At 59.8% G+C, this 24559-nt stretch carries 19 protein-coding genes; 4 read left to right on the top strand and 15 right to left on the bottom strand.

The window, feature by feature from the left end; translation table 11 throughout:
• Positions 1-158: 158 nt before the first annotated feature.
• The 9 genes from nqrM to L1071_RS05105 all read right to left on the bottom strand — a co-directional run bounded on the left by nqrM (position 159) and on the right by L1071_RS05105 (position 9145).
• Positions 159-416: a (Na+)-NQR maturation NqrM gene (gene nqrM, locus L1071_RS05145; RefSeq protein ID WP_075367888.1), complete on the bottom strand. Its 258-nt coding sequence runs from the start codon at positions 414-416 to the stop codon at positions 159-161.
• The gene (locus tag L1071_RS05140) at positions 413-1465 is read right to left on the bottom strand and encodes an FAD:protein FMN transferase (RefSeq protein WP_246969497.1); all 1053 of its coding nucleotides are present in this window, start codon (positions 1463-1465) and stop codon (positions 413-415) included. Before L1071_RS05140 ends, nqrM begins: the two co-directional genes overlap by 4 nt.
• Positions 1462-2694: an NADH:ubiquinone reductase (Na(+)-transporting) subunit F gene (nqrF, locus tag L1071_RS05135; protein ID WP_246969495.1), complete on the bottom strand. Its 1233-nt coding sequence runs from the start codon at positions 2692-2694 to the stop codon at positions 1462-1464. Before nqrF ends, L1071_RS05140 begins: the two co-directional genes overlap by 4 nt.
• A gap of 22 nt (positions 2695-2716) precedes the next feature.
• Positions 2717-3337, bottom strand: a complete 621-nt coding sequence (gene nqrE / locus L1071_RS05130; protein ID WP_040243701.1) for an NADH:ubiquinone reductase (Na(+)-transporting) subunit E — start codon at positions 3335-3337, stop codon at positions 2717-2719.
• Positions 3337-4011: an NADH:ubiquinone reductase (Na(+)-transporting) subunit D gene (locus L1071_RS05125; protein ID WP_246969493.1), complete on the bottom strand. Its 675-nt coding sequence runs from the start codon at positions 4009-4011 to the stop codon at positions 3337-3339. Before L1071_RS05125 ends, nqrE begins: the two co-directional genes overlap by 1 nt.
• 2 nt (positions 4012-4013) lie before the next feature.
• Positions 4014-4790, bottom strand: coding sequence for a Na(+)-translocating NADH-quinone reductase subunit C (locus tag L1071_RS05120; RefSeq protein WP_246969835.1), 777 nt, complete (start codon positions 4788-4790; stop codon positions 4014-4016).
• Positions 4787-6022, bottom strand: coding sequence for an NADH:ubiquinone reductase (Na(+)-transporting) subunit B (locus L1071_RS05115; RefSeq protein ID WP_246969491.1), 1236 nt, complete (start codon positions 6020-6022; stop codon positions 4787-4789). Before L1071_RS05115 ends, L1071_RS05120 begins: the two co-directional genes overlap by 4 nt.
• Before the next feature lie 2 nt (positions 6023-6024).
• Entirely contained in the window at positions 6025-7374 is a 1350-nt protein-coding gene (locus tag L1071_RS05110) for a Na(+)-translocating NADH-quinone reductase subunit A (protein WP_246969489.1), read from the bottom strand.
• A gap of 316 nt (positions 7375-7690) precedes the next feature.
• On the bottom strand, positions 7691-9145 hold the full coding sequence (locus L1071_RS05105; RefSeq protein ID WP_246969487.1) for a glyceraldehyde-3-phosphate dehydrogenase: 1455 nt from the start codon (positions 9143-9145) through the stop codon (positions 7691-7693).
• 273 nt (positions 9146-9418) lie between these two features.
• Here L1071_RS05105 and mfd point away from each other — a divergent pair, with 273 nt between their 5' ends.
• On the top strand, positions 9419-12871 hold the full coding sequence (gene mfd / locus L1071_RS05100; RefSeq protein WP_246969485.1) for a transcription-repair coupling factor: 3453 nt from the start codon (positions 9419-9421) through the stop codon (positions 12869-12871).
• Positions 12872-13031: 160 nt separating this feature from the next.
• The gene (locus tag L1071_RS05095) at positions 13032-14141 is read left to right on the top strand and encodes a L,D-transpeptidase family protein (RefSeq protein WP_246969483.1); all 1110 of its coding nucleotides are present in this window, start codon (positions 13032-13034) and stop codon (positions 14139-14141) included.
• Here L1071_RS05095 and L1071_RS05090 read toward each other — a convergent pair.
• The 6 genes from L1071_RS05090 to topA all read right to left on the bottom strand — a co-directional run bounded on the left by L1071_RS05090 (position 14123) and on the right by topA (position 20292).
• The gene (locus L1071_RS05090) at positions 14123-14659 is read right to left on the bottom strand and encodes a L,D-transpeptidase family protein (protein WP_246969481.1); all 537 of its coding nucleotides are present in this window, start codon (positions 14657-14659) and stop codon (positions 14123-14125) included. The two genes, L1071_RS05095 and L1071_RS05090, sit on opposite strands and share 19 nt — an antisense overlap.
• Positions 14660-14917: 258 nt before the next feature.
• Positions 14918-15181, bottom strand: a complete 264-nt coding sequence (locus L1071_RS05085; RefSeq protein WP_075367878.1) for an Lpp/OprI family alanine-zipper lipoprotein — start codon at positions 15179-15181, stop codon at positions 14918-14920.
• A 379-nt stretch (positions 15182-15560) separates the two neighbouring features.
• Complete coding sequence (locus tag L1071_RS05080; protein WP_246969479.1) at positions 15561-16673, bottom strand: cobalamin-independent methionine synthase II family protein; 1113 nt, start codon at positions 16671-16673, stop codon at positions 15561-15563.
• A gap of 189 nt (positions 16674-16862) precedes the next feature.
• A complete protein-coding gene (locus tag L1071_RS05075) occupies positions 16863-17102 on the bottom strand; it encodes a hypothetical protein (protein ID WP_246969476.1) in 240 nt (79 codons plus the stop codon).
• A gap of 98 nt (positions 17103-17200) precedes the next feature.
• On the bottom strand, positions 17201-17662 hold the full coding sequence (locus L1071_RS05070; RefSeq protein ID WP_246969474.1) for a DUF6586 family protein: 462 nt from the start codon (positions 17660-17662) through the stop codon (positions 17201-17203).
• Positions 17659-20292: a type I DNA topoisomerase gene (topA, locus tag L1071_RS05065; protein ID WP_246969472.1), complete on the bottom strand. Its 2634-nt coding sequence runs from the start codon at positions 20290-20292 to the stop codon at positions 17659-17661. The genes L1071_RS05070 and topA overlap by 4 nt, the downstream gene beginning before the upstream one ends.
• A 425-nt stretch (positions 20293-20717) precedes the next feature.
• On the opposite strand from topA, the gene pyk reads away from it, so the two are divergent.
• Together pyk and L1071_RS05055 are read left to right on the top strand one after the other, a co-directional pair.
• The gene (gene pyk, locus L1071_RS05060; RefSeq protein ID WP_246969469.1) at positions 20718-22187 is read left to right on the top strand and encodes a pyruvate kinase; all 1470 of its coding nucleotides are present in this window, start codon (positions 20718-20720) and stop codon (positions 22185-22187) included.
• Positions 22188-22346: 159 nt separating this feature from the next.
• A complete protein-coding gene (locus L1071_RS05055; protein WP_246969466.1) occupies positions 22347-24557 on the top strand; it encodes a DUF3141 domain-containing protein in 2211 nt (736 codons plus the stop codon).
• The last annotated feature ends 2 nt before the right edge of the window (positions 24558-24559 follow it).

Here is a 24559-nt window from a genome sequence, read left to right as displayed (position 1 = left end):
CCTCAACGCAAGACTGGCCACGGCAAGCGGGGATGACGAGGTGCGCCGCTATCGGCGGCACATACCCGTATTTCCCGCAATATCATGTCGGGACACGCCCTAAGGCGCCTTGGACTCAAACCAACGATTCCAGTGTGAGTATTGATTGACGAGTGCGATCAGCGTCGAACGGCGTCGTAGCCGAGGTCGGCGCCTCGGTTCTCGTCGCTGGAACGACGCGCACTCTTGCGGCGCTTTTGATTCTCTTCTTCGCAGACCTTGTCATTCCCACCGCAGATGTCGCATCCCTCCTTGAGGCCCAACTGATTGAGCCCCCCGCATGAGCCTGCGATGGGCTTACGGCCGAGAATGACGCCGATGGCCATACCCGCCAGCAGCAACAGCATCAATGCGAATACCAACAGCCATAGTGTCATTGCTTTTCCCCTTCGGACGGCTCATCCGCAAGATAGGTATGAAACGCCTCGCTAAGTTCTGTCTTGAAACCTTCATCGGTTTTGACGATGAAATAAGCCGCAATATCCTCGCGATTAGCCAACGCCATGGCTTTCTCGGGCCCCAAAACCTCGAGCGCCGTCGCCAGCCCATCGGCCGTCGCGCTACGCTTGGAGACGACCGTCACCGAGGCGAGATGATGGGTGATCGGACGACCGGTACGCGGGTCGATGGTATGCGAAAAACGCTGGCCATCTTCCTCATAATAATTGCGGTAATCCCCCGATGTCGCCACCGCCACGTCTTCGAGTTCAAGCACGCGTTGTACGCTACGTTCTTGGGAGATCGGCTTTTCCACGGCGATGCGCCAAGGCTCGCCATTGGGCTTGGCGCCCCGCGTACGGATCTCGCCACCAACCTCCACGAGATAAGACGTCACGCCCAACGCATCCAGGCGAGACGCTACTTGGTCGACCCCGAACCCCTTGGCGATGCCCGAAAGATCGACATACACCGGCTGGGTCTTGGTCAGACGATTGCCTTTCAATTTCAGCGCCTGGTAGCCGACCTTGTCCAGCGCCTGGGCGATGTCATCGTCGCTTGGTACTTCGTCAGGACGCATCTCGGGACCGAAGCCCCACAGGTTGACCGCACTACCGATGGTGATATCGAAGGCCCCATTCGAGAGATCGCCGATGTCGATCGCTTCCCCGATCACGTTCGCCGTGGGAGAGGATAATTCGAACGGCTCATTCACCGGCGCGGCATTGAAACGCGACAACTCCGAGCCGGACTTATAGGTCGACATTAGATGATCGACCTCCTCGAGCGACTCCTTGATGCCCGCCTCCAGCGAAGCCAGTTGCTTATCGCTGAAGTCGCCATAGACGGTCACATGGTAGCCCGTCCCAAAGATGGGACCCTCGAAACGATGCGCCTGCGGCGGTTGATCGCATCCGACCAGCACCAATAACACAAGCAGGACCAGTCCTTTCCAGGCCGATCCCGCACAGTATGCTGCGAGTCTCATCCGCCGAAGTCGTCCAGCATGATGTTTTCAGGCTCTACACCCATGTCGGTCAGCATCTTGATGACCGATGCGTTCATGATGGGTGGGCCACACATATAGTATTCGCAGTCTTCAGGCGCTGGATGATCTTTAAGGTACTTTTCATAAAGCACGTTATGGATGAAACCGGTGTCACCTTCCCAGTTGTCTTCCGGTAAGGGATCGGAGAGCGCGAGGTGCCATTCGAAATTCCCGAACTCTTCGGCCAGCTGGTCATATTCTTCATTATAGAAGGTCTCACGCCAGGAGCGCGCACCGTACCAGAACGTAATCTTGCGCGACGATTTGAGGCGCTTGAGCTGATCGAAGATATGGCTGCGCATGGGCGCCATGCCTGCGCCGCCACCGATGAAGATCATTTCCGCATCGGTGTCCTTGGCAAAGAACTCGCCGAAGGGCCCCATTACCGTCACCTTGTCGCCCGGCTTGAGCGAGAAGGTATACGTCGACATCAGCCCCGGGGGATGATCGGTATTAGGTGGCGGCGTGGCGATACGGATGTTGAACTTGAGGATGCCCTTTTCATCCGGATAGTTAGCCATCGAGTACGCGCGAATGATTTCCTCATCGTTCTTGTGGGAAACATCGAAGAGACTGAACTTTTCCCAATCGCCGCGATACTCTTCCTCGATATCGAAATCCGAGAACTTGATGTCGTAGGGCGGCGCCACCAGCTGAACATAACCCCCGGCGCGGAAAGCCACATCCTCACCTTCGGGAAGCTTGAGGTTGAGCTCCTTGATGAAAGTAGCGACGTTGGGATTTTCAGTGACCTCGCATTCCCACTTCTTGACGCCGAAGACCTCCTCGGGCACCTCTACTTTCATGTCCTGCTTGACCGGCACCTGACAAGACAGCCGCCAGCCCTCCTTCTTCTCGCGCAGGGTGAAGTGAGACTCTTCAGTGGGCAGAATCGAGCCCCCTCCATCGGACACACGGCACCGGCACTGCGCGCAGGACCCTCCGCCGCCGCACGCGGAGGAAAGAAAGATGCCGTTGGCAGCCAGCGTTTGCAGCAACTTGCCGCCGGCCTGGGTCGTCAAGGTGTTCTCGGGGTCGCCATTGATCTCGATGGAGACGTCGCCACTGCTGACCAGACGACTACGCGCCGTCAGGATCACGGCCACCAGACCAAGCACGATCGCGGTGAACATGACGACGCCGAGCACGATGATGGATGTATCAACCATGTCGGTTTCCTATTTCCGTTGCTTAGAGCTGGATGCCGGAGAAGGACATGAAGCCCAATGACATCAGTCCGACGGTAATGAACGTAATCCCTAACCCTTGAAGGCTGGCCGGCACGTCACTGTACTTGAGCTTTTCACGAATCCCCGCCAATGCAGCGATCGCCAGTGCCCAGCCGAAGCCGGCCCCAGCACCATAGATCACCGACTCGCCGAAGTTGTAGCTACGTTCGACCATGAACAGCGACGCGCCGAGAATCGCGCAATTCACCGTGATCAACGGCAGGAAAACCCCCAGTGCGTTATAGAGCGAGGGGACGAATTTATCGAGAAACATCTCGAGGATCTGTACCAGCGCCGCGATGACGCCGATATAACTCAAAAGACCCAGGAACGAAAGGTCGATATTTTCGGCGCCTTCAAGGCCCGTCCAAGTCAGCGCCCCTTCCTTCAATAGATACGTCAGGATCAGGTTGTTGACCGGCACGGTGATGGTCAGCACCACCACGACCGCGATCCCCAGCCCGATGGCCGAGGAAACCTTCTTGGAAACGGCAAGAAACGTACACATGCCGAGGAAAAACGCCAGTGCCATGTTCTCCACGAACACTGCCTTGACGAAGAGGCTCAGGTAATGCTCGAACATCACACGGACTCCTTAATCTTAGCCTTGCTGTTGGCCACGATCCGGTACTCGGCTTTTTCGACCTGCTCGGTACGCATGCTCCGCAGGACCCAGATAATCAAGCCAATGACGAAGAATGCCGAGGGCGGCAACAGCATCAGGCCGTTGGGCACGTACCAGCCACCGTCCTGCACCGGCGTAAGCACCGTGAAGCCGAAGACGCTGCCGGAACCGAAAAGCTCACGGAAGAAGCCGACGATCAGCAGAATCACGGCATAACCCAAGCCGTTACCGACCCCATCGAGAAAGCTCATGACGGGCCCGTTTTGCATGGCATAGGCCTCGGCACGGCCCATGACGATGCAGTTGGTGATGATCAGCCCGACGAAAACCGACAACTGCTTGGACATCTCGTAGGCATACGCCTTGAGCACTTGGTCGACCACGATGACCAGCGAGGCGATGATGGTCATTTGCACGATGATGCGGATCGACGACGGAATATGCTGACGAATCAACGAAACGAACAGGTTGGAACACGCCGTGACCGCGATAACGGCCAGGCCCATGACCAACGACACACTCATGGAGTTGGTCACCGCCAGTGCCGAACAAATCCCCAGCACCTGCAGCGCGATCGGGTTGTTCTTGAAGACCGGCGAGAGAACAACGTCTTTTACGGATTCAGCAGCCATGTTCACGCTCCTTCGGAGTTGCCGTGGAAGCGGGCGAGGTAGGGGCCGAAGCCACTCTCGCTCAGCCAGAAATGCAGCATGTTGGTAACGCCGCGGCTCGTCAGCGTCGCCCCCGACAAGGCATCGACTTCATACTTGTTGTCGGCGCCGCCCTTAACCAGGGAGATATCGGGACTCATGCCATCTTCTGCATAAATCTCCTTGCCCTGCCACTTCGACTTCCAACGAGGATTGTCGACCTCGCCACCCAGCCCCGGTGTTTCGGAATGAGAGTAGTAGGACAACCCAATAATGGTATTCCCATCGCCTTCGATAGCGAAGAAACCACGCATCAGCCCCCACAGACCCTGGCCGCGAATCGGCAGAATGATCTGCTCGGGGTCATCGGGATCGTCGCCCACCAGATAGACCGTCGAGTACATCTCTTCGCGGCCAATGCCCGCACTATCTTCTTCCCCGGACAGGGTGCGGGATGTCGCAGGGTCTCTGGCGGCATCGAACTGATCGTAACTTTGCGGATCGAAACGATCACTGTACTCGCCGGTTTCCAGGTTGATCACGCGCGAGGTAATCAGCTCATCGAACGCATCGTCGACGTCCATCCCCGGCTCGTAGAGATTGGCCACCTGCAGGATGTTGCTCTTGCGGTCGAGCTCCTGATTCTTCTGCTGAGTAGGCTGCAAGACCACGGCGGCGGTCGATACCACCACCGAACATACGATGCACAGCGCGAGTGCGACCGTTAGCGTTTTCTTGATGGAATTGTTACTGGCCATCAGGTGGTCTCCTCGGTCGTCGCGGTGGAATACGCGGCATCACGCTTATGGCGGCGCTTGATATTGGCCTGCACGAAGAAGTGATCGATCATCGGCGCGAACAGGTTGGCAAACAGAATCGCCAGCATGATGCCTTCCGGAAACGCGGGGTTGACCACGCGAATCAATACCGTCAGCACCCCGATCAAGAGACCGAACAGCAACTTGCCACGATCCGTCATCGACGCCGATACCGGATCGGTGGCCATGAATACCATCCCGAAAGCGAAACCACCGACCACGAAATGCCAGTACCACGGCATGCCGAACATCGGGTTGCTGTCCGAACCGATGGAGGTGAACAGCATGGCGGTCAGTGCCATGCCCACGAACACGCCCAGCATGATGCGCCACGAGGCAATACGCGTAATCAACAAGACCACCGCGCCGATGAGGATTGCCAATGTTGACGTTTCCCCCACCGAGCCGGGGATGAAGCCCAGGAAAGCATCCCACCAGCTATAGGCCTGCTGCACGGCCCCCATGCCGTTCTGCGCCGCAGTGGAAAGTGCAGTGGCACCGGTATAGCCGTCGGCAGGAACCCACACGCTATCGCCGGAAATCTGCGCCGGATAGGCGAAGTACAAGAAGGCGCGCCCGGTCAGCGCCGGGTTCAGGAAGTTCTTGCCAGTGCCGCCGAAAATTTCCTTGCCGATCACAACCCCGAAGGTAATCCCCAAGGCCACCTGCCACAACGGAATAGTTGCCGGCAGGATCAATGCAAACAGCACGGAAGTGACGAAGAAGCCTTCGTTGACCTCATGGCCGCGCTTGACGGCGAACAGCACTTCCCAAAACCCGCCGACGAGGAAAGTTACCAGGTAGATAGGCAAGAAATAAGTGGCGCCGAGCACAAAATTGGCCCAGATACTGCCGGGATCGTGACTCCCCGCCAGTACCATGGTGATGGCCTCACGCCATCCGCTCAGCGCGCCGAAACCCTCGCCCATCGCCACGTTGGCCTGCAGGCCAGCGTTGTACATGCCGAAGAACATCGCCGGAAAAGTACACAGCCATACCGTGATCATGATGCGCTTGAGATCGATGCCATCACGCACGTGCGCCGTGCTCTTGGTCACGTCCGGGGGCGTATAGAAGATCGTATCGACCGCTTCGTACAGCGCGTAGAACTTCTCGTATTTACCACCCTGGTGAAAATGCGGCTCGAGCTTGTCGAGCGTGTTACGAATTCCCATCGTCAGACCTCTTTCTCGATCATGGTGAGGTTATCACGCAGGATGGGGCCGTACTCGTACTTGCCGGGGCAAACGTAGGTACAAAGCGCGAGATCTTCTTCATCCAGCTCCAGACAGCCGAGTTCCATCGAGGACTCGATGTCGCCCACGATCAATGAGCGCAGCAGCTGCGTCGGCATGATATCCAGCGGCATCACACGTTCGTAGGCGCCCACCGGCACCATGGCGCGTTCGGAACCATTGGTAGACGTATCCGGCGAATACTTATTGAGCCCCAAGAATTGAGAGACATAGATGCCCATCACCGAGTGACGCCGCAACCCGGGCGACAGCCAGCCCAGGAAGGCACGCTTGTTGCCCTCTTCGAGCAGCGTGAATTGGCGATGAAAACGGCCCAGGAAGCGCCGCGAGCCTTCGGCGATCTCGCCACCGAAGACCGACCCTGAAATCACGCGAGCGTCATCGGGCGACTCGATCTCACCTTCCAGCAATTCACTGCTGCTCGCCCCGAGACGCGTCCGCAACAAGCGCGGCTGCTTGGCGCGCGGCCCGCCGACGGCCACAACGCGCTGTGTCTCAAGGCGCCCTTCGGCAAACAGCTTGCCGAAGGCGATGACATCTTGATAGCCGAGATGCCACACCTGACGCGCAAGACTCACCGGCGAGAGATAATGGATATGGGTGCCCACCAGTCCGGCGGGATGCCGGCCGGCAAAGGCCTCGGAACGCACGCCTTCGAGCTCACTGCCCGGCAGCTCGGCGCCTTGCCCATGGCAGACGAACACCTGACCTGGCGTTAGGTGCTTGAGCACCTTGAGCCCCTGCTCGAACGCAGCGGCGTCCTCACCGATTACCACATTGGGGTCGGCTGAAAGAGGGTGCGTATCGATGGCGGTAACGAAAATATCGGCGGGAGTCGCATCGGGTGCGGGCGTGCGGGAATAAGGGCGAGTCCTGAATGCCGTCCAGAGCCCTGAATCGACCAATTGATCAACGACCGTCTGGCGCTCCAAGCGTTCCAGCGCATCCGCGCCATGCGCCGTGAAGGGTACGGCCTCTTCGTGATCATCGAGCTTGATGACAACCGACAGCAGACGCCGCTTCTCGCCACGGTTGATCGCCACCACCTCGCCTGCGCCTGGTGCCGTGAACCGTACACCCGGGATTTTCTTGTCGGTGAACAGTAGCTGGCCCAGCTTTACCTTGTCCCCCTCTCGGACCTCCATCGTCGGCTTCATGCCCACGTAGTCGGTACCGAGGATCGCCACCTGCCGCACGGGCGGCGCATCGTATATGCGCTGCTCGGGCGACCCGGCGATGGGGAGATCCAGGCCTCGTTTGACTTCGATCATAGTCTCGCCCAGTTGTCGGATCTGATGTTTCGAAAGGAAAGGGGTCCATGAACGGCCACACACTTGCCACGCGTCTTGTAGGCACGCTGAGCAGCACGGGCAATCTTCACGGGAGTCGGATTCTTTTCTTATCAGACGATTGCTTCTTTCGGCCCATGGCCAAGGGCCGTCCCCAAAATCGGGCACCATTATAGAGAGACGAACCCCAAATGACTACATAACCTTAGGAAGTATGAGGCTTAAAATAATGCATGCGAGACACGACTACGCCCCGAAATCGGGGCGCAGGGTGCAGGGGTAAAGAGACGGGGAGGACTCAGCGCGTCTCGCGCGGCAGGTACACGAAGCGCACGTTGGACATGTGCTGCAGGATACGCACGACCTGACAGCTATAGCCGAACTCGTTGTCGTACCACACATAGAGCACGACCTGATGATCTTCGGCGATCGTCGCCTGGGCATCGACGATGCCGGCATGGCGATTGCCGACGAAATCAGACGACACCACCTCCGGTGAGTCGACGTAATCGATCTGCTTTTGCATGCGGGAATGCAAGGCCATGTCGCGCAGGTACTCGTTCAGCGCCTCGCGGTCGGTGGCCTTGTCCAGCGTAAGATTGAGGATGGCCATGGAGACATCCGGCGTGGGTACGCGAATGGCATTTCCAGAGAGCTTGCCCGACAGCTCGGGCAGTGCCTTGGCCACGGCCTTGGCGGCACCAGTTTCGGTCAGCACCATGTTCAGTGCGGCACTGCGCCCCCGGCGGTCGCCCTTGTGATAGTTGTCGATCAAATTCTGGTCGTTGGTGTAGGCATGCACCGTCTCGACATGCCCGTGGACGATACCGAACTCGTCATTGACCGCCTTGAGAACCGGCACGATAGCGTTAGTCGTGCACGAGGCCGCAGACAACACACGGTCATCATCGCTGATATCATCCTGATTGATACCCGGCACGATATTCTTGACGCTGCCCTTGCCGGGCGCGGTCAGTAGCACCTTCGCCACGCCCTGGGACGCCAGATGCTGGGACAGGCCTTCCTCGTCACGCCATTTGCCAGTGTTATCGACGACCAGGGCGCTCTGGATGCCGTATGCGGTGTAATCGATCTCACTGGGCGAATCGGCATGAATGATCTGGATATAATTGCCGTTGGCGATGATCGCCTGGTTCTCATGATCGACCCGGATCGTGCCGGCGAACGGTCCGTGCACGCTATCGCGGCGCAACAGACTGGCACGTTTCTCCAGATCATCGCCGCCACCCCGTACCACGATGGCACGCAGACGCAGCAAGTTACCGCCGCCCGCCTTCTCGATCATGATACGCGCCAGCAAGCGACCGATGCGCCCGAAGCCGTAGAGCACGACATCCTTGGGTTCGCCACCCATGCCGGTATCCGCATGACGACCCACGATATCGGCGAGCTCCGTTTCGAGGAAGGCCCGAATGTCGTCTTGCCCGGAGCGCTTGAAGGCCACCCCCAACTTGCCGATGTCGATGTGCGCCGGCCCCAACTCGAGCTCGGTCATGGCCTTGACCATCGGCAACGTATCGCGGACCGAGAGCTCGGTCCCCTCAACTTTTTTGACGTAGCGATGGTTCTTGAGAATGCGTATGACCGAGCGATTGATCAGCGAACGACCGTAAAGGGACGGCACGACATTGTACTTGCGATAGAGGCGTCCCAGCAGCGGGATCATCTCCTCAGCCAAGGCTTCGTTTTCTTGCCAATCCTGGAAATAGGTCTCGAGATTTTCTTGACTCACGGCGGGCCTCGTCACGGCAGCGGGGAACGAAATCGAGCGCATTATCCGTAGCCTTTCGCCCCCTTAGCAATGCGTGCTTGGTCGCATGCGGTGTAATTCCACTACACCAACAGGCCCTTGACTACAGGGTCGAAAAAGGGCATTGAACATCGATTTATGCGGCCGTTTTCGACTACAAGACCGGCGACGGGCTCGGCTTTAAATACCCGCTTATCGCCCCCAACCCATGTTTTGCCTGCTATCATCGTCTCGTCCTAAAAAATGAAGCGCACCATGTCGTATTTTTCACCGCTTGATCCACCGCATCCCCAAGGCCTGCGTGACACTGTTTACTGGCAACGTCCGCACGCCGCCGCTAGCGCCCTGGCGCTGGCACGCCTCGCCGACGACGCTCCACTGATGGTTGTGACTCCGGATACCGCCAGCGCTCAACGGCTCGAAGGCGCGCTGCAATTCTTCGCCGATCACCCCATCTTGTCGTTCCCTGACTGGGAAACGTTGCCCTACGACAGCTTTTCGCCGCATCAGGACATCGTCTCGGCACGTCTCAAGACGCTGCGTCAGCTACAAGAAGGGACGCGCGGCATCGTCGTGGTGCCCATCAATACCCTGATGCAACGGCTCCCGCCCACCGACTACATCGCCGGTCGTGTCCTGACGCTGCACACCGGCATGCAACTCGACAGGGAGGGCTTCCGGGAGCGTCTATCGCGAGCTGGCTACCGCGCCGTGGAGACCGTTTACGAACCCGGTGAATACGCGCTTCGTGGTGCTTTGATCGACCTTTACCCGATGGGCAGCGAGCATCCTCTGCGTATCGATCTCTTCGATGACGAAGTCGATACACTGCGCTATTTCAATCCTGATTCTCAGCGCTCCCTGGACAAGGTCGAGCGCGTGGAATTGCTTCCGGCACACGAATATTCGCTGTCGCGCTCGGCCATCGCCTGCTTCCGCGAGGGATTCGAGACATTGTTCGACGTCGACCCTCGTCAATGTCCGCTGTACAACGACGCGCTCAAGGGCATTCCTTCTCCCGGGCTGGAGCAGTACCTGCCGCTGTTCTTCGAGGAGACCGCAAGCCTATTCGAGCATCTGAATGCGCATACGCGCATCGCGCTAATGCCCGGCGTCCACGAGGCGGCCGAGCATCACTGGAGCGCCATAGAAAGTCGCTACGACAATCTTGGCGTCGATCCCACACGGCCCTTGCTGCCACCGGCACATGCCTTCGTGCCCGTGCCCGAGGTCTTCGCGTCCATCAAGCAACACCCGCGCGTGGCGCTGGTTGACGACGACGAACCGCATTCGCATGCCAAGGTGCCGGCTACGCACCCCCTGCCGGACGTGGCCATTCAGGCCCGTGGGCGCCACCCTCTCGCCAAGCTGGAAGCGTTTCTCGGTGCACCCGACGCCCCGCGCGTGTTGCTGGTCGCCGAGTCCAGTGGGCGCCGCGAAGCCTTGGAAGAAACCCTCGCCCCGCTGGAGCGCCCTCTAGCCGTGGCCGATGGCTGGCAACACTTCCTGGATGGCAGTGCGCCGCTGGCAATTTGCGCAGGCGGTCTCGATGAAGGGCTATGGCTCGACAGCCCCGCCACCTGCGTCATTACTGAAACCGAGCTGTACGGTGACGTCGTTCGTCAGGCACGCCGCCGGGGACGGGTAACCGATGACAACGAGCTCGCCGTTCGCCACCTGGCAGAATTGCGCCCCGGCTCTCCAGTGGTCCACCAGAGCCACGGCGTGGGCCGCTACCAAGGGCTAGAGACGCTCGAAGCCGGTGGTCAGGCCGCTGAATTTCTGGCGCTGGAATACGCCGGCGGCGCCAAGCTCTACGTTCCGGTGGATAGCCTGCACCTTATCTCGCGTTATGCCGGCGCCACCGATGAACTGGCTCCGCTGCATAAACTAGGTTCGGAAACCTGGGATAAAGCCAAGCGCAAGGCAGCCGAGAAGGTCCGCGACACCGCCGCCGAGCTGCTGGATACCTACGCCCGACGCGAGGCACGCGAGGGCTTCGCCTGCGACGTCCCCGATGAGGAATACGCACGCTTCACGGCCAGTTTTCCCTTCGAGGAAACCCCCGACCAACATGCCGCCATCGATGCAGTGATCGATGACATGACCGCACCACGCCCGATGGATCGCGTGGTCTGCGGTGACGTAGGTTTCGGCAAGACAGAGGTCGCCATGCGCGCGGCTTTTCTCGCCGTGCATTCCGGCCGCCAAGTGGTGGTGCTGGTGCCCACCACTCTGCTGGCCCAACAGCACTACGACAATTTCCGCGACCGCTTCGCGGATACCGCGGTGCAGATCGAACTGCTCTCGCGCTTCACCGCCGGCAAGGGACAGCAAGCGTCGCTGGAGCGCATCACCGAAGGGCGTGCCGACATCGTCATCGGCACCCACAAGCTGCTTTCCAAGTCGATGTCGCTTCCCAACATGGGGCTGCTGATCATCGACGAGGAGCACCGCTTCGGCGTCTCGCAGAAGGAAAAGCTCAAGAGCCTGCGGGCCGAGATCGATATTCTCACGCTCACCGCAACGCCGATTCCCCGCACCTTGAACATGGCGATGAGCGGCATTCGCGATCTCTCGATCATCGCCACGCCGCCGGCACGTCGCCTATCAGTCAAGACCTTCGTGCAGCAGCGCAATGAAGGCGTCCTGAAGGAAGCCCTGCTGCGCGAAATCCTGCGTGGCGGCCAGGTCTACTTCCTGCACAACGAAGTCAAAACGATAGAAACCACCGCCGAACGGGTTGCCGAGCTGGTGCCCGAAGCTCGCGTCGGCGTCGCCCACGGTCAGCTACCCGAGCGTGCGCTGGAACGCGTGATGTCAGACTTCTACCACAAGCGTTTCAATGTGTTGGTATGCTCGACGATCATCGAAACCGGCATCGACGTGCCCAGCGCCAACACCATCATCATCGAGCGCGCCGACAAGTTCGGGCTCGCCCAGTTGCACCAGCTGCGCGGGCGTGTCGGCCGCAGCCACCATCAGGCGTACGCCTATCTCCTCACGCCACCGGCCAAGGCCATGACCCAAGACGCACTCAAGCGCCTCGAAGCGATCGGTCTAGCGGAGGATCTCGGGGCCGGCTTCACGCTGGCCAGTCACGACATGGAAATTCGCGGCGCTGGCGAACTGTTGGGCGATGAACAAAGCGGGCAGATGGAAACGGTCGGTTATAGCCTTTACATGCAAATGCTCGACCGCGCGGTCAAGGCCATCAAGAGCGGCAAGACGCCGAATATCGAGTCGCCGCTGGACGATGGCGTAGAAATCAGCCTCAACTTGCCGGCATTGATCCCCAGCGATTACCTGCCCGACGTGCAGCAGCGCCTGATCATGTACAAGCGCATCGCCAATGCCGAGGATGAAGCCGAGCTCAAGGAATTGCAGGTCGAGATGATCGATCGCTTCGGCCTGCTACCCGGGCCGCTCAAGACGCTGTTCCGTCAGACCCGGCTACGCCAGCGTGCCGAACGCTTGGGCATCGTGCGTCTTGAGGCCGGCGCCGAGCGTGGCCGCCTCACTTTCGGCACGCAAACCGCCGTCGACCCGATGACGCTTGTCCAGATGATCCAGCAGGATCCGGCGCACTACCGGCTCGACGGCGCGGACACGTTACGCTTCGACGGCGACATGAGCGACGAGGAACAGCGCTTTGCCCTGCTCGAAGCGTTACTCGGACAACTCAATCGCAAAACGGAAGCAGCGTAACAGGCAGCGTCCATCAAGGTGGGTGCCCTGCCAGCGACTTACATAGACGTACGGATGCACGCCACAAGTCCGCCGAGGGCTTGTGTCGGCATGAAAATACGCCAGAATGCAGGTAATCGTGGCGTCCGCCACTTGCCTGAACGAAAAAGAGTCCTTATCCATGCCGGTTACTTCCCGAGGCCTATCGCCCTTCTTGCTGGCCCCTTTGCTGTCTCTCTCCACGCTGGCGCTTGCCGATTCCGCCCCGGGCCCCGTCATCGACCCCGAGGCGACCAGCTTGCCACAAACCGAGGAGGCCCCCCACGATCAGCGTGTCACCCGTTTCGATATTGACGAAGACAGCAATATCGTCGGCGAAACACGCGTCATTGAGGCCGAGAAGGAAGATACGCTGCTCGATATCGGTCGCCACTACGGAATCGGCTACGAGGAGATGCGCCGGGCCAATCCCGGCGCCAGTGTCTGGTATCCCGGCGAAGGCACCGAGGTCACGGTTCCCACGCGCTTTATTCTCCCCGATGCCGACTACGAAGGCGTCGTGGTCAACATCCCCGAAATGCGCCTCTATTACTACCCTGAGCAAAAGGAGGGAGAGCCGGCACGGGTGGAGACCTACGCCATCAGCGTCGGACGCATGGACTGGTCGACGCCGCTGGGAGAAACACGGATCACCCAAAAGCAGGAAAATCCGCCGTGGTATCCGCCGCAGTCAATCATCAAAGAGCACGCCGAGGACGGCCGAGAACTCCCTGACGTGGTGCCGCCCGGCCCCGATAACCCGCTGGGCAAGTACAAGATGCGCCTGGGCATTCCCGGCTACCTGATCCATGGCACCAACCGCCCGCAAGGTGTCGGCATGCGCGTGACGCATGGCTGCATTCGCATGTTCCCGGAGGACGTGGAGCACCTCTTCGGCAAGCTCCCGATAGGCACCCAGGTAAACCTGGTGAGCGAGCCGACCAAGTTCGGCTGGCGCGACGAGACGCTCTACGTGCAGTCCTTCCCGCTGCTCGAGGAAGACCGTCGTTCGCCAGTGCTCAAGCGTGTGCTCGACGCCGACGAAGCGCTCGTTGCCACCTTGAAACACCACGATATCGACACCGACATCGATCACCGCCGTCTAGCGGACGCGGTATTGATTCCCGATGGCGCAGCGGTGGCACTGAACGTCGAGCCGGAAGAAGAGACACCGCGCGAACCGCTGCCCGGCAGCCTGTACGACGCTTTGCCGACACCGCCGCTGTTGCTCTATCAATCCGTCGAGATCTGAGTACTCGCCTGTGACTTGTCGCGCAGGGAATCGATCGGTGCATCGTCGTCCCCACGAATCACGACACGTGTGCCGATCGAGACCAGGCGCGTCAGTTTTTCAATCTGATCGTTGGTGACGGCTACACACCCTTCCGTCCAGTTAAAGCGCCGGTGAATATCGGGATCGCTACTGCCTAGACCATGAATACCGATATAGCCGCCCAGCACCGTATCCTGCGGCGGCGCCCCATCACGATAGTAAGCATCCTGGAAATCGGCATATTCGGTCGGCGACATCAAACCTGCCTGCATCGCCTCACGTGCGGTTTCGAGCTTGGGGTAGTCTACTCCCAGGAAGATATTGAACTTGCTGTCGCGATTGATGCGGTTGATATGAAATTCGCCGGTAGGCGTCATTCTACTCCCTTGCTGACGCACACGCGCGGTTCCACCCCGCCCCAACGCCACCGGCTCGAAACGCTCGATACGCGTATCGCCGCGATAGATATCCAGCGTGGAATCATTGTCGTCGATCAAGAGCCAAACCTCGTCATCGGCGTTCGCAAGCGCATATGACGCACTCCACACCGCTAACGACAACACACTCAAGGTCATTACCCACGCACGCGCCCATCGCCTCATGTTCCACTCCGAATGATCGTGACAAGGCGCTAGCGTACACTGAAAGCCCCCGGGGACGTCATCCCCGTCGGCTGCATACGAAAAGAGCCCCACCAATGGCGGGGCTCTTTCCTGGACCAGACATCGAAATGCCAGCCCGATACTACCTACGCATTACTTGCGCATGGACTTCTCGAACATACGGTCCATCTCGGCACGGTTACGCTGAGTCGCTTCGAGAGCGGCATTCGCATCGCGCTGCGCTTTCTCGGCAGCATTCATTGCCTGCTGAGACATGCTCTTGGCTTCAGACGCGTCAGCCTGCGCCTGATCGATATCGCTCTTCATCTGTTCTTGACCAGAAGCACAACCGGCCAACACGGCCAGAGAGCCAGCAGCGACCAGAAGCTTGAGCGTGTTCTTGCTGTTGGACAACATCTGCGTTCTCCTTGAAAACCTTTCTGTGTGTGGTGATGAAGCCCTGATACATCAGGTCCCTCATGTACCGCCCACAGGATAATACGAATACCGCTAATCTCGCCAATATCAATTGCCTGATAAACGGTAAATTTTCCCACACTGCCCATGATCAAGGGGTCCAGAGATCCCTATTCGTCGCCGAATGGACACACTTCTGACGCCGCTAGACGTCATAATTCCCACTATAGAAGCGATGATTTACCGTTACATCACAGAATGATTCAACGCTTAGCGCTCCATCCGCATCGCCTTCATTGAACTGTCACGCGAGCCCAGTCAATAAAACGCCCCCACATGCAAGCATGCAGAGGCGAACAACAGATCAGCACAGCAAGACTCAGTCTTGCCAGACGGCCTTGGCGATATCCACGACATGGCGCAGCTTGTCCCACTGCTGCGTTTCGCTGAGCATATTGCCTTCCTCGGTCGAGGCAAAACCGCACTGCGGGCTCAAGCAAAGCTGGGAAAGCGGCGCATAGCGCGACGCTTCGGCAATGCGGGCGCTGACCGTATCCGCGGGCTCAAGTTCGCCGCTTTTGCTGGTGATCAGCCCCAGGACGGCTTGCTTGTGACCTTCGGGCAGAAAACGTAGCGGCTCGAAACCACCCGCCCGCTCGGTATCGTATTCGAGGAAGTAGGCATCGACATCGACGCGCCCCAGCAGCGTCTCGGCAACCGGCTCGTAACCCCCTTCGCTGATCCACGTCGAGCGGAAGTTACCCCGGCAAACGTGCAGGCTGACATGCAGATCGTCGGGGCGATCGGCCAGCGCGTGGTTGAGCACCTCGGCATAGATGTGTTGCAGACGATCGGCGTCCTCGCCACGCTCACGCGCCGCCGCCAGCTCCTTCTCGGAGCACAGATACGCCCACACCGTGTCATCGAGTTGAAGATAACGACAGCCCGCCGCGTAGAAATGCTTGACCACGTCACGGTAGGTATCGGCCAGGTCGGCGAAGAAGGTATCCAAGGAAGGATAGACGCTACTGTCGATATTGCGGCGCCCGCCACGAAAGTGCAGCACACTGGGACTCGGCAGCGTCATCTTCGGCGCCGCCTTGTCGACCGTGTCCGCCAGGAAACGGAAGTGGTCGAGCATCGGATGCTTCGGATCGAAACCCAGCTTATCGGTCACACGCACGCTGCGCGCCTGTGTCTGACGCCCCTGAAACTGAATCCCTTGATCCGAGCTATAGCCTTCTACGCCCTTGAGGCCTTCGAGAAAATCGAAATGCCACCAGGCGCGGCGGAACTCACCATCGGTGACCGCCTTGAGACCCAGTGCTTCCTGCTTGGCGACGACACGCTGAATCTCGGCGTCTTCGACATCACGCAATGCCGCATAGTCGGTTTCCCCGGCGTGGAAGCGACGTCTCGCCTGCTTGAGTTCGTCACTGCGTAACAGGCTACCCACGGTGTCGGCACGAAATGGAGGCTGATACTGGCTCATAGCGTTTCTCGACTCTCGGCTCGAAGATTAGGGGGCTCACTTTGCCGCGCCTCGGCGCCCGTGACTACTGCATATCTTTCAAGTAATCATGAACAAAATTCATGATGCCATGAACAACGATGCCCGGTGCCTCGTGGGCAGCCGAGCATCATGGCGACAACACCAGTATCGGTCATCAAGCAACGCGCATCAATGCACCGTTTCCGGAACCTCTTGTGACTCTTCTTCATTGCCCTCCCACAGGCGTGTGCGCGTGATCGCATGGTCGATCATCTGACGCGCCACCTCGAAGCGGCTCTGACGCAATAGATCCAGCGCTTCCTCCGAGAAGCGAATGCTTACCAATGGCTCGCCGTCGGCTTCGGAAGGCCGCAGCACGACTTCGCCATCGGCAAGCTCGACGATTTCCAGAATCGCGGTATCGGACACGCTACACTCTCCCGTTTATCTCAATAAAAAACGACCAAGGCAAACGCCATGGTCGTTTCTTTTCATTGACGTCAGGATACCACTGCATGCATGCGGCGTCACCACTCCTCGCTGGTCTCGCGCAGTTCGTCAAGCTGAGTCTTGAACGCCGCGATACATGCGTCGAGCTCCTCGGACAGGGCCATGCCCGAGACACTGGCGATCATGCTCGAACCGCCGGTACGCCGACGCGATGCGCCCTCGATGTCATGCAAAGACTCGAGACGCGCCAGCAATCGCGCCAGCCAGCTGTCTTCACGTCGCGCCAGCTCGCGCAACTGCACGACCCCCGCCAGAGCCGGGCCTTGATCGGCCAGCAGCTCGCGCCAATCGTGATGCGAGAGTTGCGCATGCTCGGTCAACTCACGCAGCGCCGCGTTGAGCGCCAACTCCAGCGTCGCCAGAGCGCCTTCTTCATGTGCCATGCGCCGGGCATCGGTATGCTCGTCGTCGGCCCAGGCGGTATCCAATAACAGCTGGGCATGATAGAGCAGCTGATTGGTACGACCTCTCGGCGTCATTTGCGCTTATCCTCGATCCGCCACTTTCCATTTTCAAACTCGGCCCGCCAGCCGCTGGCCTTGCCGTCACGTTCACTCATTACGTACTGGCTTTTGGTCTTGCGCGAGAAGCGAATCTGCGCGTCACGTCCCTCGGGATCTTCTCCCGGCGCGTCGAGCAGGAAATGATACTTCTCGGGTAGCTCGTCGCGGTGCGCCTTGAGCTCCTTGACCAACGGGGGCCGCGTTTCGCGATTCTTGGGAAACTGACTCGCCGCCAGGAACAGGCCGCTGGCGCCATCGCGCAAGACGTAATGATCCTCTACCTTCTGGCAAGCCAGCTCAGGCATGGGAATCGGGTCCATCTTGGGTGGCGCGACTTCGCCGCTCTTGAGCAGCTTGCGGGTATTCTTGCAGTTCTCGTTGGTACAGCCGAAGTACTTGCCGAAACGCCCCGACTTGAGCTGCATCTCGCTACCGCATTTGTCGCACTCGATGACCGGGCCTTCGTAACCCTTGATACGAAACTTGCCCTGCTCGATTTCGTACCCGCTGCAATCGGGGCTGTTGCCGCAGATGTGCAGCTTGCGTGTTTCGTCGATCAGATAGCTATCCATCGCCGTGCCGCATTCCGGACAGCGGTGCTTGGCCCGCAAGGCCTCGGTTTCAGCCTCATCATCGGCATCCGACGCCACGGCTTCGTCACCGGCGATAAGATCGATGGTCGTCTTGCAACGCTCCTTGGGTGGCAGGTTGTATCCCGAGCACCCCAGGAAGACGCCGGTCGATGCCGTGCGAATCTGCATCTTGCGACCACAAGTGGGACAGTCGATGTCCGTCGGCACCGGCTGGTTCGGGCGCATGCCCTCTTCGGCTTCGGCATGCTCGAGCTTGGCCTTGAACTCGGCGTAGAAGACGTCCAACAGCTCACGCCATTCGCGGTTACCGGTGGCGATCTCGTCGAGGTGATCTTCCATGCGTGCGGTGAAGCCGTAATCCATCAGGTCACTGAACGATTCGGCCAGCCGATCGGTGACGATATCGCCCAGCTTCTCAGCATAGAAACGCCGGCTTTCAAGCTTGACGTAACCGCGATCCTGAATCGTGGAAATAATCGACGCGTAAGTGGAAGGCCGCCCGATCCCTCGCTTTTCGAGCTCCTTGACCAGGCTGGCCTCGGTATAACGCGCCGTCGGCTTGGTGAAATGCTGTTGAGGGTCGAGTACCTGCAGGGCCATCGACTGCCCTTTCTCGAGATCCGGCAGTGCCTGGTCTTCTTCTTTCTTGCCCGCCGGCTTCATTACCCGTGTGTAACCGTCGAACTTGAGCACCCTGCCACGCGCCTTGAGCTCGAACCCTTCGGCTTCGACGGTCAGCGTCGTCGCTAGGTATTCCGCCGGCACCATCTGGCAGGCCACGAACTGGCGCCAGATCAACTCGTAAAGACGCTGAGCGTCGCGCTCCACCGCAAGCTCGTCGCCATTTTGCGCCACCTCGGTAGGACGAATCGCTTCGTGAGCTTCCTGCGCCCCTTCCTTGCTGGCATAACGATTGGGCGTTTCGGGGAGATAAGCCTGGCCGAAACGCTCGTCGATATACGCCCGAGCACTGTCCACCGCATCTTGCGAAAGATTGGTGGAGTCGGTACGCATATAGGTGATGTAACCCGCCTCGTAGAGACGCTGCGCCAGGGTCATGGTTTTCTTCACCGAGAAACCAAGACGCCCGCTGGCCGCCTGTTGCAGGGTCGAGGTGATGAACGGCGCGTTCGGCTTGGAACGCGTCGGCTTGGTTTCACGCTCGGTGATCGCCAGCGCCGCCTCACGAAGCGGCGTGATGCGCTCCAGCGTTTCCTGTTCGGAAGTGGGGCGAAACGCCTGGCCTTTATGACGCGCTACCTCGAAGCGAACCGGCGAGGTATCACCTTTTTCAGGCACCAGATCGGCATGCACGTCCCAGAATTCCTCGGGGACGAAGGCACGAATCTCACGCTCGCGTTCGACGATCAAACGCACCGCCACCGACTGCACCCGGCCCGCTGACAATCCCCGCGCGATTTTGCTCCACAGCAATGGCGACAGCATGAAGCCTACGACACGGTCCAGGAAACGCCGAGCCTGCTGCGCCTCGACGCGTGACAGATCCAGCTCGCCGGGCGTCTTGAATGCCTCCTGAATGGCATTCTTGGTGATCTCGTTGAAGACCACACGGCGATAGCGGGACGTATCGCCGCCAATGGTTTCCTGCAAGTGCCAGGCAATGGCCTCCCCTTCGCGGTCCAAGTCCGTCGCGAGATAGACGGCGTCGGCCTTCTCGGCATGCTTCTTGAGCTCAGCGACGACTTTTTCCTTGCCGGGCAGAATCTCGTAATTGGCATCCCAGCCATGCTCGGGGTCGATCCCCATGCGCCGCACCAACTGGTTCCACTGCTTGTGCTTTTTATAGGTGGCTTTTTCATCGGGCGACATCTTGCGCGTCGCCGCTGCCTGGCGGGCCCGCTCCTTGGGATCGGTGGCGTTCTTGCCGCTGCCACTCGTCGGCAAGTCACGGATGTGCCCGACACTCGACTTCACCACGAAATCGTTGCCGAGATACTTGTTGATCGTCTTGGCCTTGGCCGGCGACTCCACGATGACCAGTGACTTGCCCATAACGCTCCGCTCGAATGGCCAACGCGCCCTTTCAGGGCGTCGGCAGTGATGTCGTGACCGGGAAACCGCCCGGCGAAAAATGCGCCTACCCTACCTTAGCGCCTCGTGTCGCGCTAGTCCGTCGCAACACGGGCCTTTACGCCAGGTCCATGGCGGTCTTTACGCCACTGGCCTGAAAAACACTAGACGCGACGCCTTGCCAACGGCAAGCAAAACCCACATTCGAGTTCCCCCTGGAAGTGTCATTGGCAAGCGTCTCCAGTGTCACCCAACCTAGAGGCGTGTCCGTCATGCGAAAGGTGCTAATCTGACGTTCGCAACCTGGAAACATCGCACCTGTCGAGACGATGAGGCACAATGTAGTAAAATAACGACATGGCTCGTACGGAGCCGCTACTACCTTTCATGAGGCCAAGGAGAATTCCATGCAGAATGCGTTTCACGGTCCGATTCGCCGCACCAAGATCGTCGCGACCCTGGGCCCGGCCAGCGACCGCGAGGGGGTCCTCGAAGACATGATCTCCGCAGGCGTCGACGTGGTACGACTCAACTTCTCCCACGGTTCTGCAGACGATCATCGGCGGCGGCTAAAGGCGGTGCGTGACGCGGCCGCACGCGTCGGGCGCACCGTCGCGGCCTTGGGCGACCTGCAAGGCCCCAAGATCCGCATCGCACGCTTCAAGGACGAGGCGGTCACGCTCGAGAAAGGTCAACCTTTCGTCATCGATATTTCCCTCGAGCGTGATGCCGGCGACGCCCAGCGAGTGGGCTGCGATTACCAGGACCTGGCCGATGATGTCGCCCCAGGCGATGTCCTGCTGCTCGATGATGGCCGTCTGGAACTGCAAGTCGAGCGCGTCGAGGCCCCGAAGATCCACACCACGGTCAAGGTGGGCGGCAAGCTCTCCAACAACAAGGGCATCAACAAGCAAGGTGGCGGTTTGTCTGCTGCCGCACTGACCGACAAGGACCGCGAAGACCTCAAGACCGCCATCGACATCGGTGTCGACTATCTAGCCGTGTCCTTTCCCCGGCATGGCGACGACATGCGCCTGGCCCGCGACCTGCTCGGCGAAGCGGGTAGCGAGATCGGCCTGGTCGCCAAGATCGAGCGTGCCGAGGCGGTTGCCGACAACGACACCCTGGACGACATCATTCGTGCCAGCGAGGCGGTCATGGTTGCGCGTGGCGATCTCGGCGTAGAAATCGGCGACGCCCAGTTGATCGGCGTGCAGAAACGCATCATCCAACATGCACGTAGCCTTAACAAAGTGGTGATCACCGCGACGCAGATGATGGAGTCGATGATCGAATCGCCGCTGCCGACGCGTGCCGAGGTCTTCGACGTCGCCAACGCGGTACTCGATGGCACCGACGCCGTCATGCTCTCCGCCGAGACCGCTGCCGGCGACTATCCCGTGGAAACCATCAAGGCGATGGATCGTCTCTGCCTGGGTGCCGAGCGTGAGCGCGCTGCGCAGCAATCGCAGCACCGCATTCACGAAGGCTTTACCCGGGTCGATGAAACCGTGGCGCTGTCGGCCATGTATGCCGCCAACCATCTCGACGGGGTCTCCGCCATCGTCTGTATGACCGCCACCGGTTATACGCCGTTAATCGCCTCGCGCATTCGTTCGGGCTTGCCGATCGTTGCTTTGGCGCATACCGAAATCGCGCAACGCCGCATGGCATTGTATCGAGGGGTCGTTTCGCTGCCTTTCGACACACAACGTATCGCGACCAACGAGTTCAACCGCTATGCCGTGGATAACCTCATCTCTCTAGGCATCGTCAAGCAGGGGGATCACGTCATTCTCACCCGCGGCGACCATATGAATGCGCATGGCGGCACCAACACTATGAAGGTCATTCAAGTCGGCGACGACATTGATTGATCAGCACCTTTGCCGGCGAGCTGCACGTCGCTTGCCGCTTTGAAACACCTCGACGCATGCCACGTATTGGCGGCATGCGTCGATTTCACATGCCAGCCACGCGTTTTCGGGTTACGCTCAATATTGCAGTGCAGCAATTCGTGACCAGGAGCGCCCTTCATGTTTCCCATGCACGCCGCTTGGTTGGCAGCCGCCAACCCCGTTCTCGACCCCTTCGGCCTGATTCGTGCCACGCAGGATTACTGGCAGGATACTTTCGAACGTAGCGTGCTCTACTGGGATGTCATGCGTCAGCGTGGCAACCAGTATCTCCAGCACATGGAGCAGACCAAGCCCAACGTGCTGGGGTTCGAGGCCGAAGTGCTCATGGACGGCCGCGACCTGCCACACCCGGTCAACTACGAGTTGATGCGCATCCTGCCTCCACCCGACACGGCAATCGACCCACTCAAGCGCCCCTTCGTCATCGTCGACCCGCGGGCCGGCCATGGGCCCGGCATCGGTGGCTTCAAGCCCGATAGCGAGATCGGCGTCGCCATGCGCGCCGGCCACCCGTGTTACTTCATCGGCTTTCTGCCGTTTCCGGTACCCGGCCAGCACGTCGAGGATGTCATCGATGCCGAGATCGCCTTCATTCGCGAGGTCGGGGCCCGTCACACCCAGGCCAACGAAAAGCCCGTGGTGATCGGTAACTGTCAGGCCGGGTGGCAATTGATGATGGCCGCCGCCCTGGAGCCGGATGTCTTCGGTCCGATTCTGGTCGCCGGCGCACCGCTGTCCTACTGGGCCGGCGAACGCGGCCACTACCCCATGCGCTATAGCGGTGGTTTGCTCGGCGGTAGCTGGCTGACCGCTTTTGCCGGCGACCTGGGCGCCGGGCTGTTCGACGGGGCCTGGCTGGTTCAGAACTTCGAGCGCCTCAATCCGGCGAATACGCTGTGGAGCAAGCAATATCGGCTTTACGCCAACGTCGATGATGAAAGCGAGCGTTATCTGCAATTCGAGCGCTGGTGGGGCGGACATATCGTCCTCAATGCCGAGGAAATACAGTACATCGTCGACAACCTCTTCATCGGCAATCGCTTGAGTACCGCCCAACTGATCACCCGCGACGGGCGGCGCATCGACCTGCGCAACGTCCGCTCACCCATCGTGGTGTTCTGCTCGCAAGGCGACAATATTACGCCACCGCCCCAGGCGCTGGGCTGGGTGTCCGATCTCTACGATGGCGTAGACGACATCGTCGCCAATGAGCAGACCATCGTCTATTGCGTGCACGACTCGACGGGGCATCTGGGGATTTTCGTCTCGGGGAGCATCTCGCGCCGAGAGCACACGGAATTCACCGCCAACATGGACTATATCGACGTCCTGCCGCCCGGCTTGTACGAAACCGCCATCACGCCACGCGATGCGACCGAGGACGCCACCGATGGCGACTATCTGCTCGAGTTTCGCCCACGCGGCGTCGACGATTTGCAGCCGCTGATACAGCGACGCGATGATGACGAGCGCCGCTTCGCCACCGTATCGCGCCTTTCCGAAAGCGGACTGGCGCTTTATCAGCAATACGCCCAACCGTGGATACAGGCCGTCATGACACCCGAGGCCGGGCGTTGGATACGCCGCTTGCACCCCATACGGCTGGGCTACAAGCTGCTTTCCGATCGCAACCCACTGATGTCCACCATACCGATACTCGCCGAGCAGATCCGCCGCCAGCGCCACCCGCTTTCGCCGGACAATCCTCTAGCACAATGGGAACGCAGCGTGGCCACCCGTATCGAGGAAAACCTCGAAGCTTATGGCGAATGGCGCGACCGCGTCAGTGAAGCGCTGTTCATGAACGTCTACGGTCAGCCCTGGCTACAGGCGCTCGCCGGTATCGGCCCGGACACGGCGCGGATGCGCCCTCATCCCGGGCGCTCGCCGGAGCATCAGCACTTTCTGCGTACGCGACGCGACGCCTTGCAGGACCGCATCGCCAGCGGTGGCGCGCGCGAAGCAGTGGTGCGTGCCTTGATCTATATCCTGGGCGGAGCGCCAGCCACCGATGAGCGTAATTTCCAGCGCCTCAAGGCCACCCGAGAAGAGCTTGGCAAAAGCTTGGATCTGCATCAGTTCAAGATGCTGGTCCGCGAGCAGTTCTTCATTCTCAAGCTTGACGTGCGCGAGGCGCTCGAGGCGCTGCCCACGCTCATCGCACGCAGCGATGCTACTGATATCGACGCCCACCTGGCACACATCACCCACATCCTCGACGCCAGCGGGCCGCAAAGCGAGCATGTGCAGAAACGCCTGGAGCGCGTTCGCGACCTGTTCGAGCAAGCCCGACCCGCAGCACCGAATCACCAGGTGCCACGGACATGAGC

It is taken from the genome of Chromohalobacter sarecensis (assembly GCF_023061135.1).
Classification (GTDB): domain Bacteria; phylum Pseudomonadota; class Gammaproteobacteria; order Pseudomonadales; family Halomonadaceae; genus Chromohalobacter; species Chromohalobacter sarecensis.
Note: the sequence above shows the minus strand (reverse complement) of the source record. Positions and strands in the feature narration are given on the sequence as shown.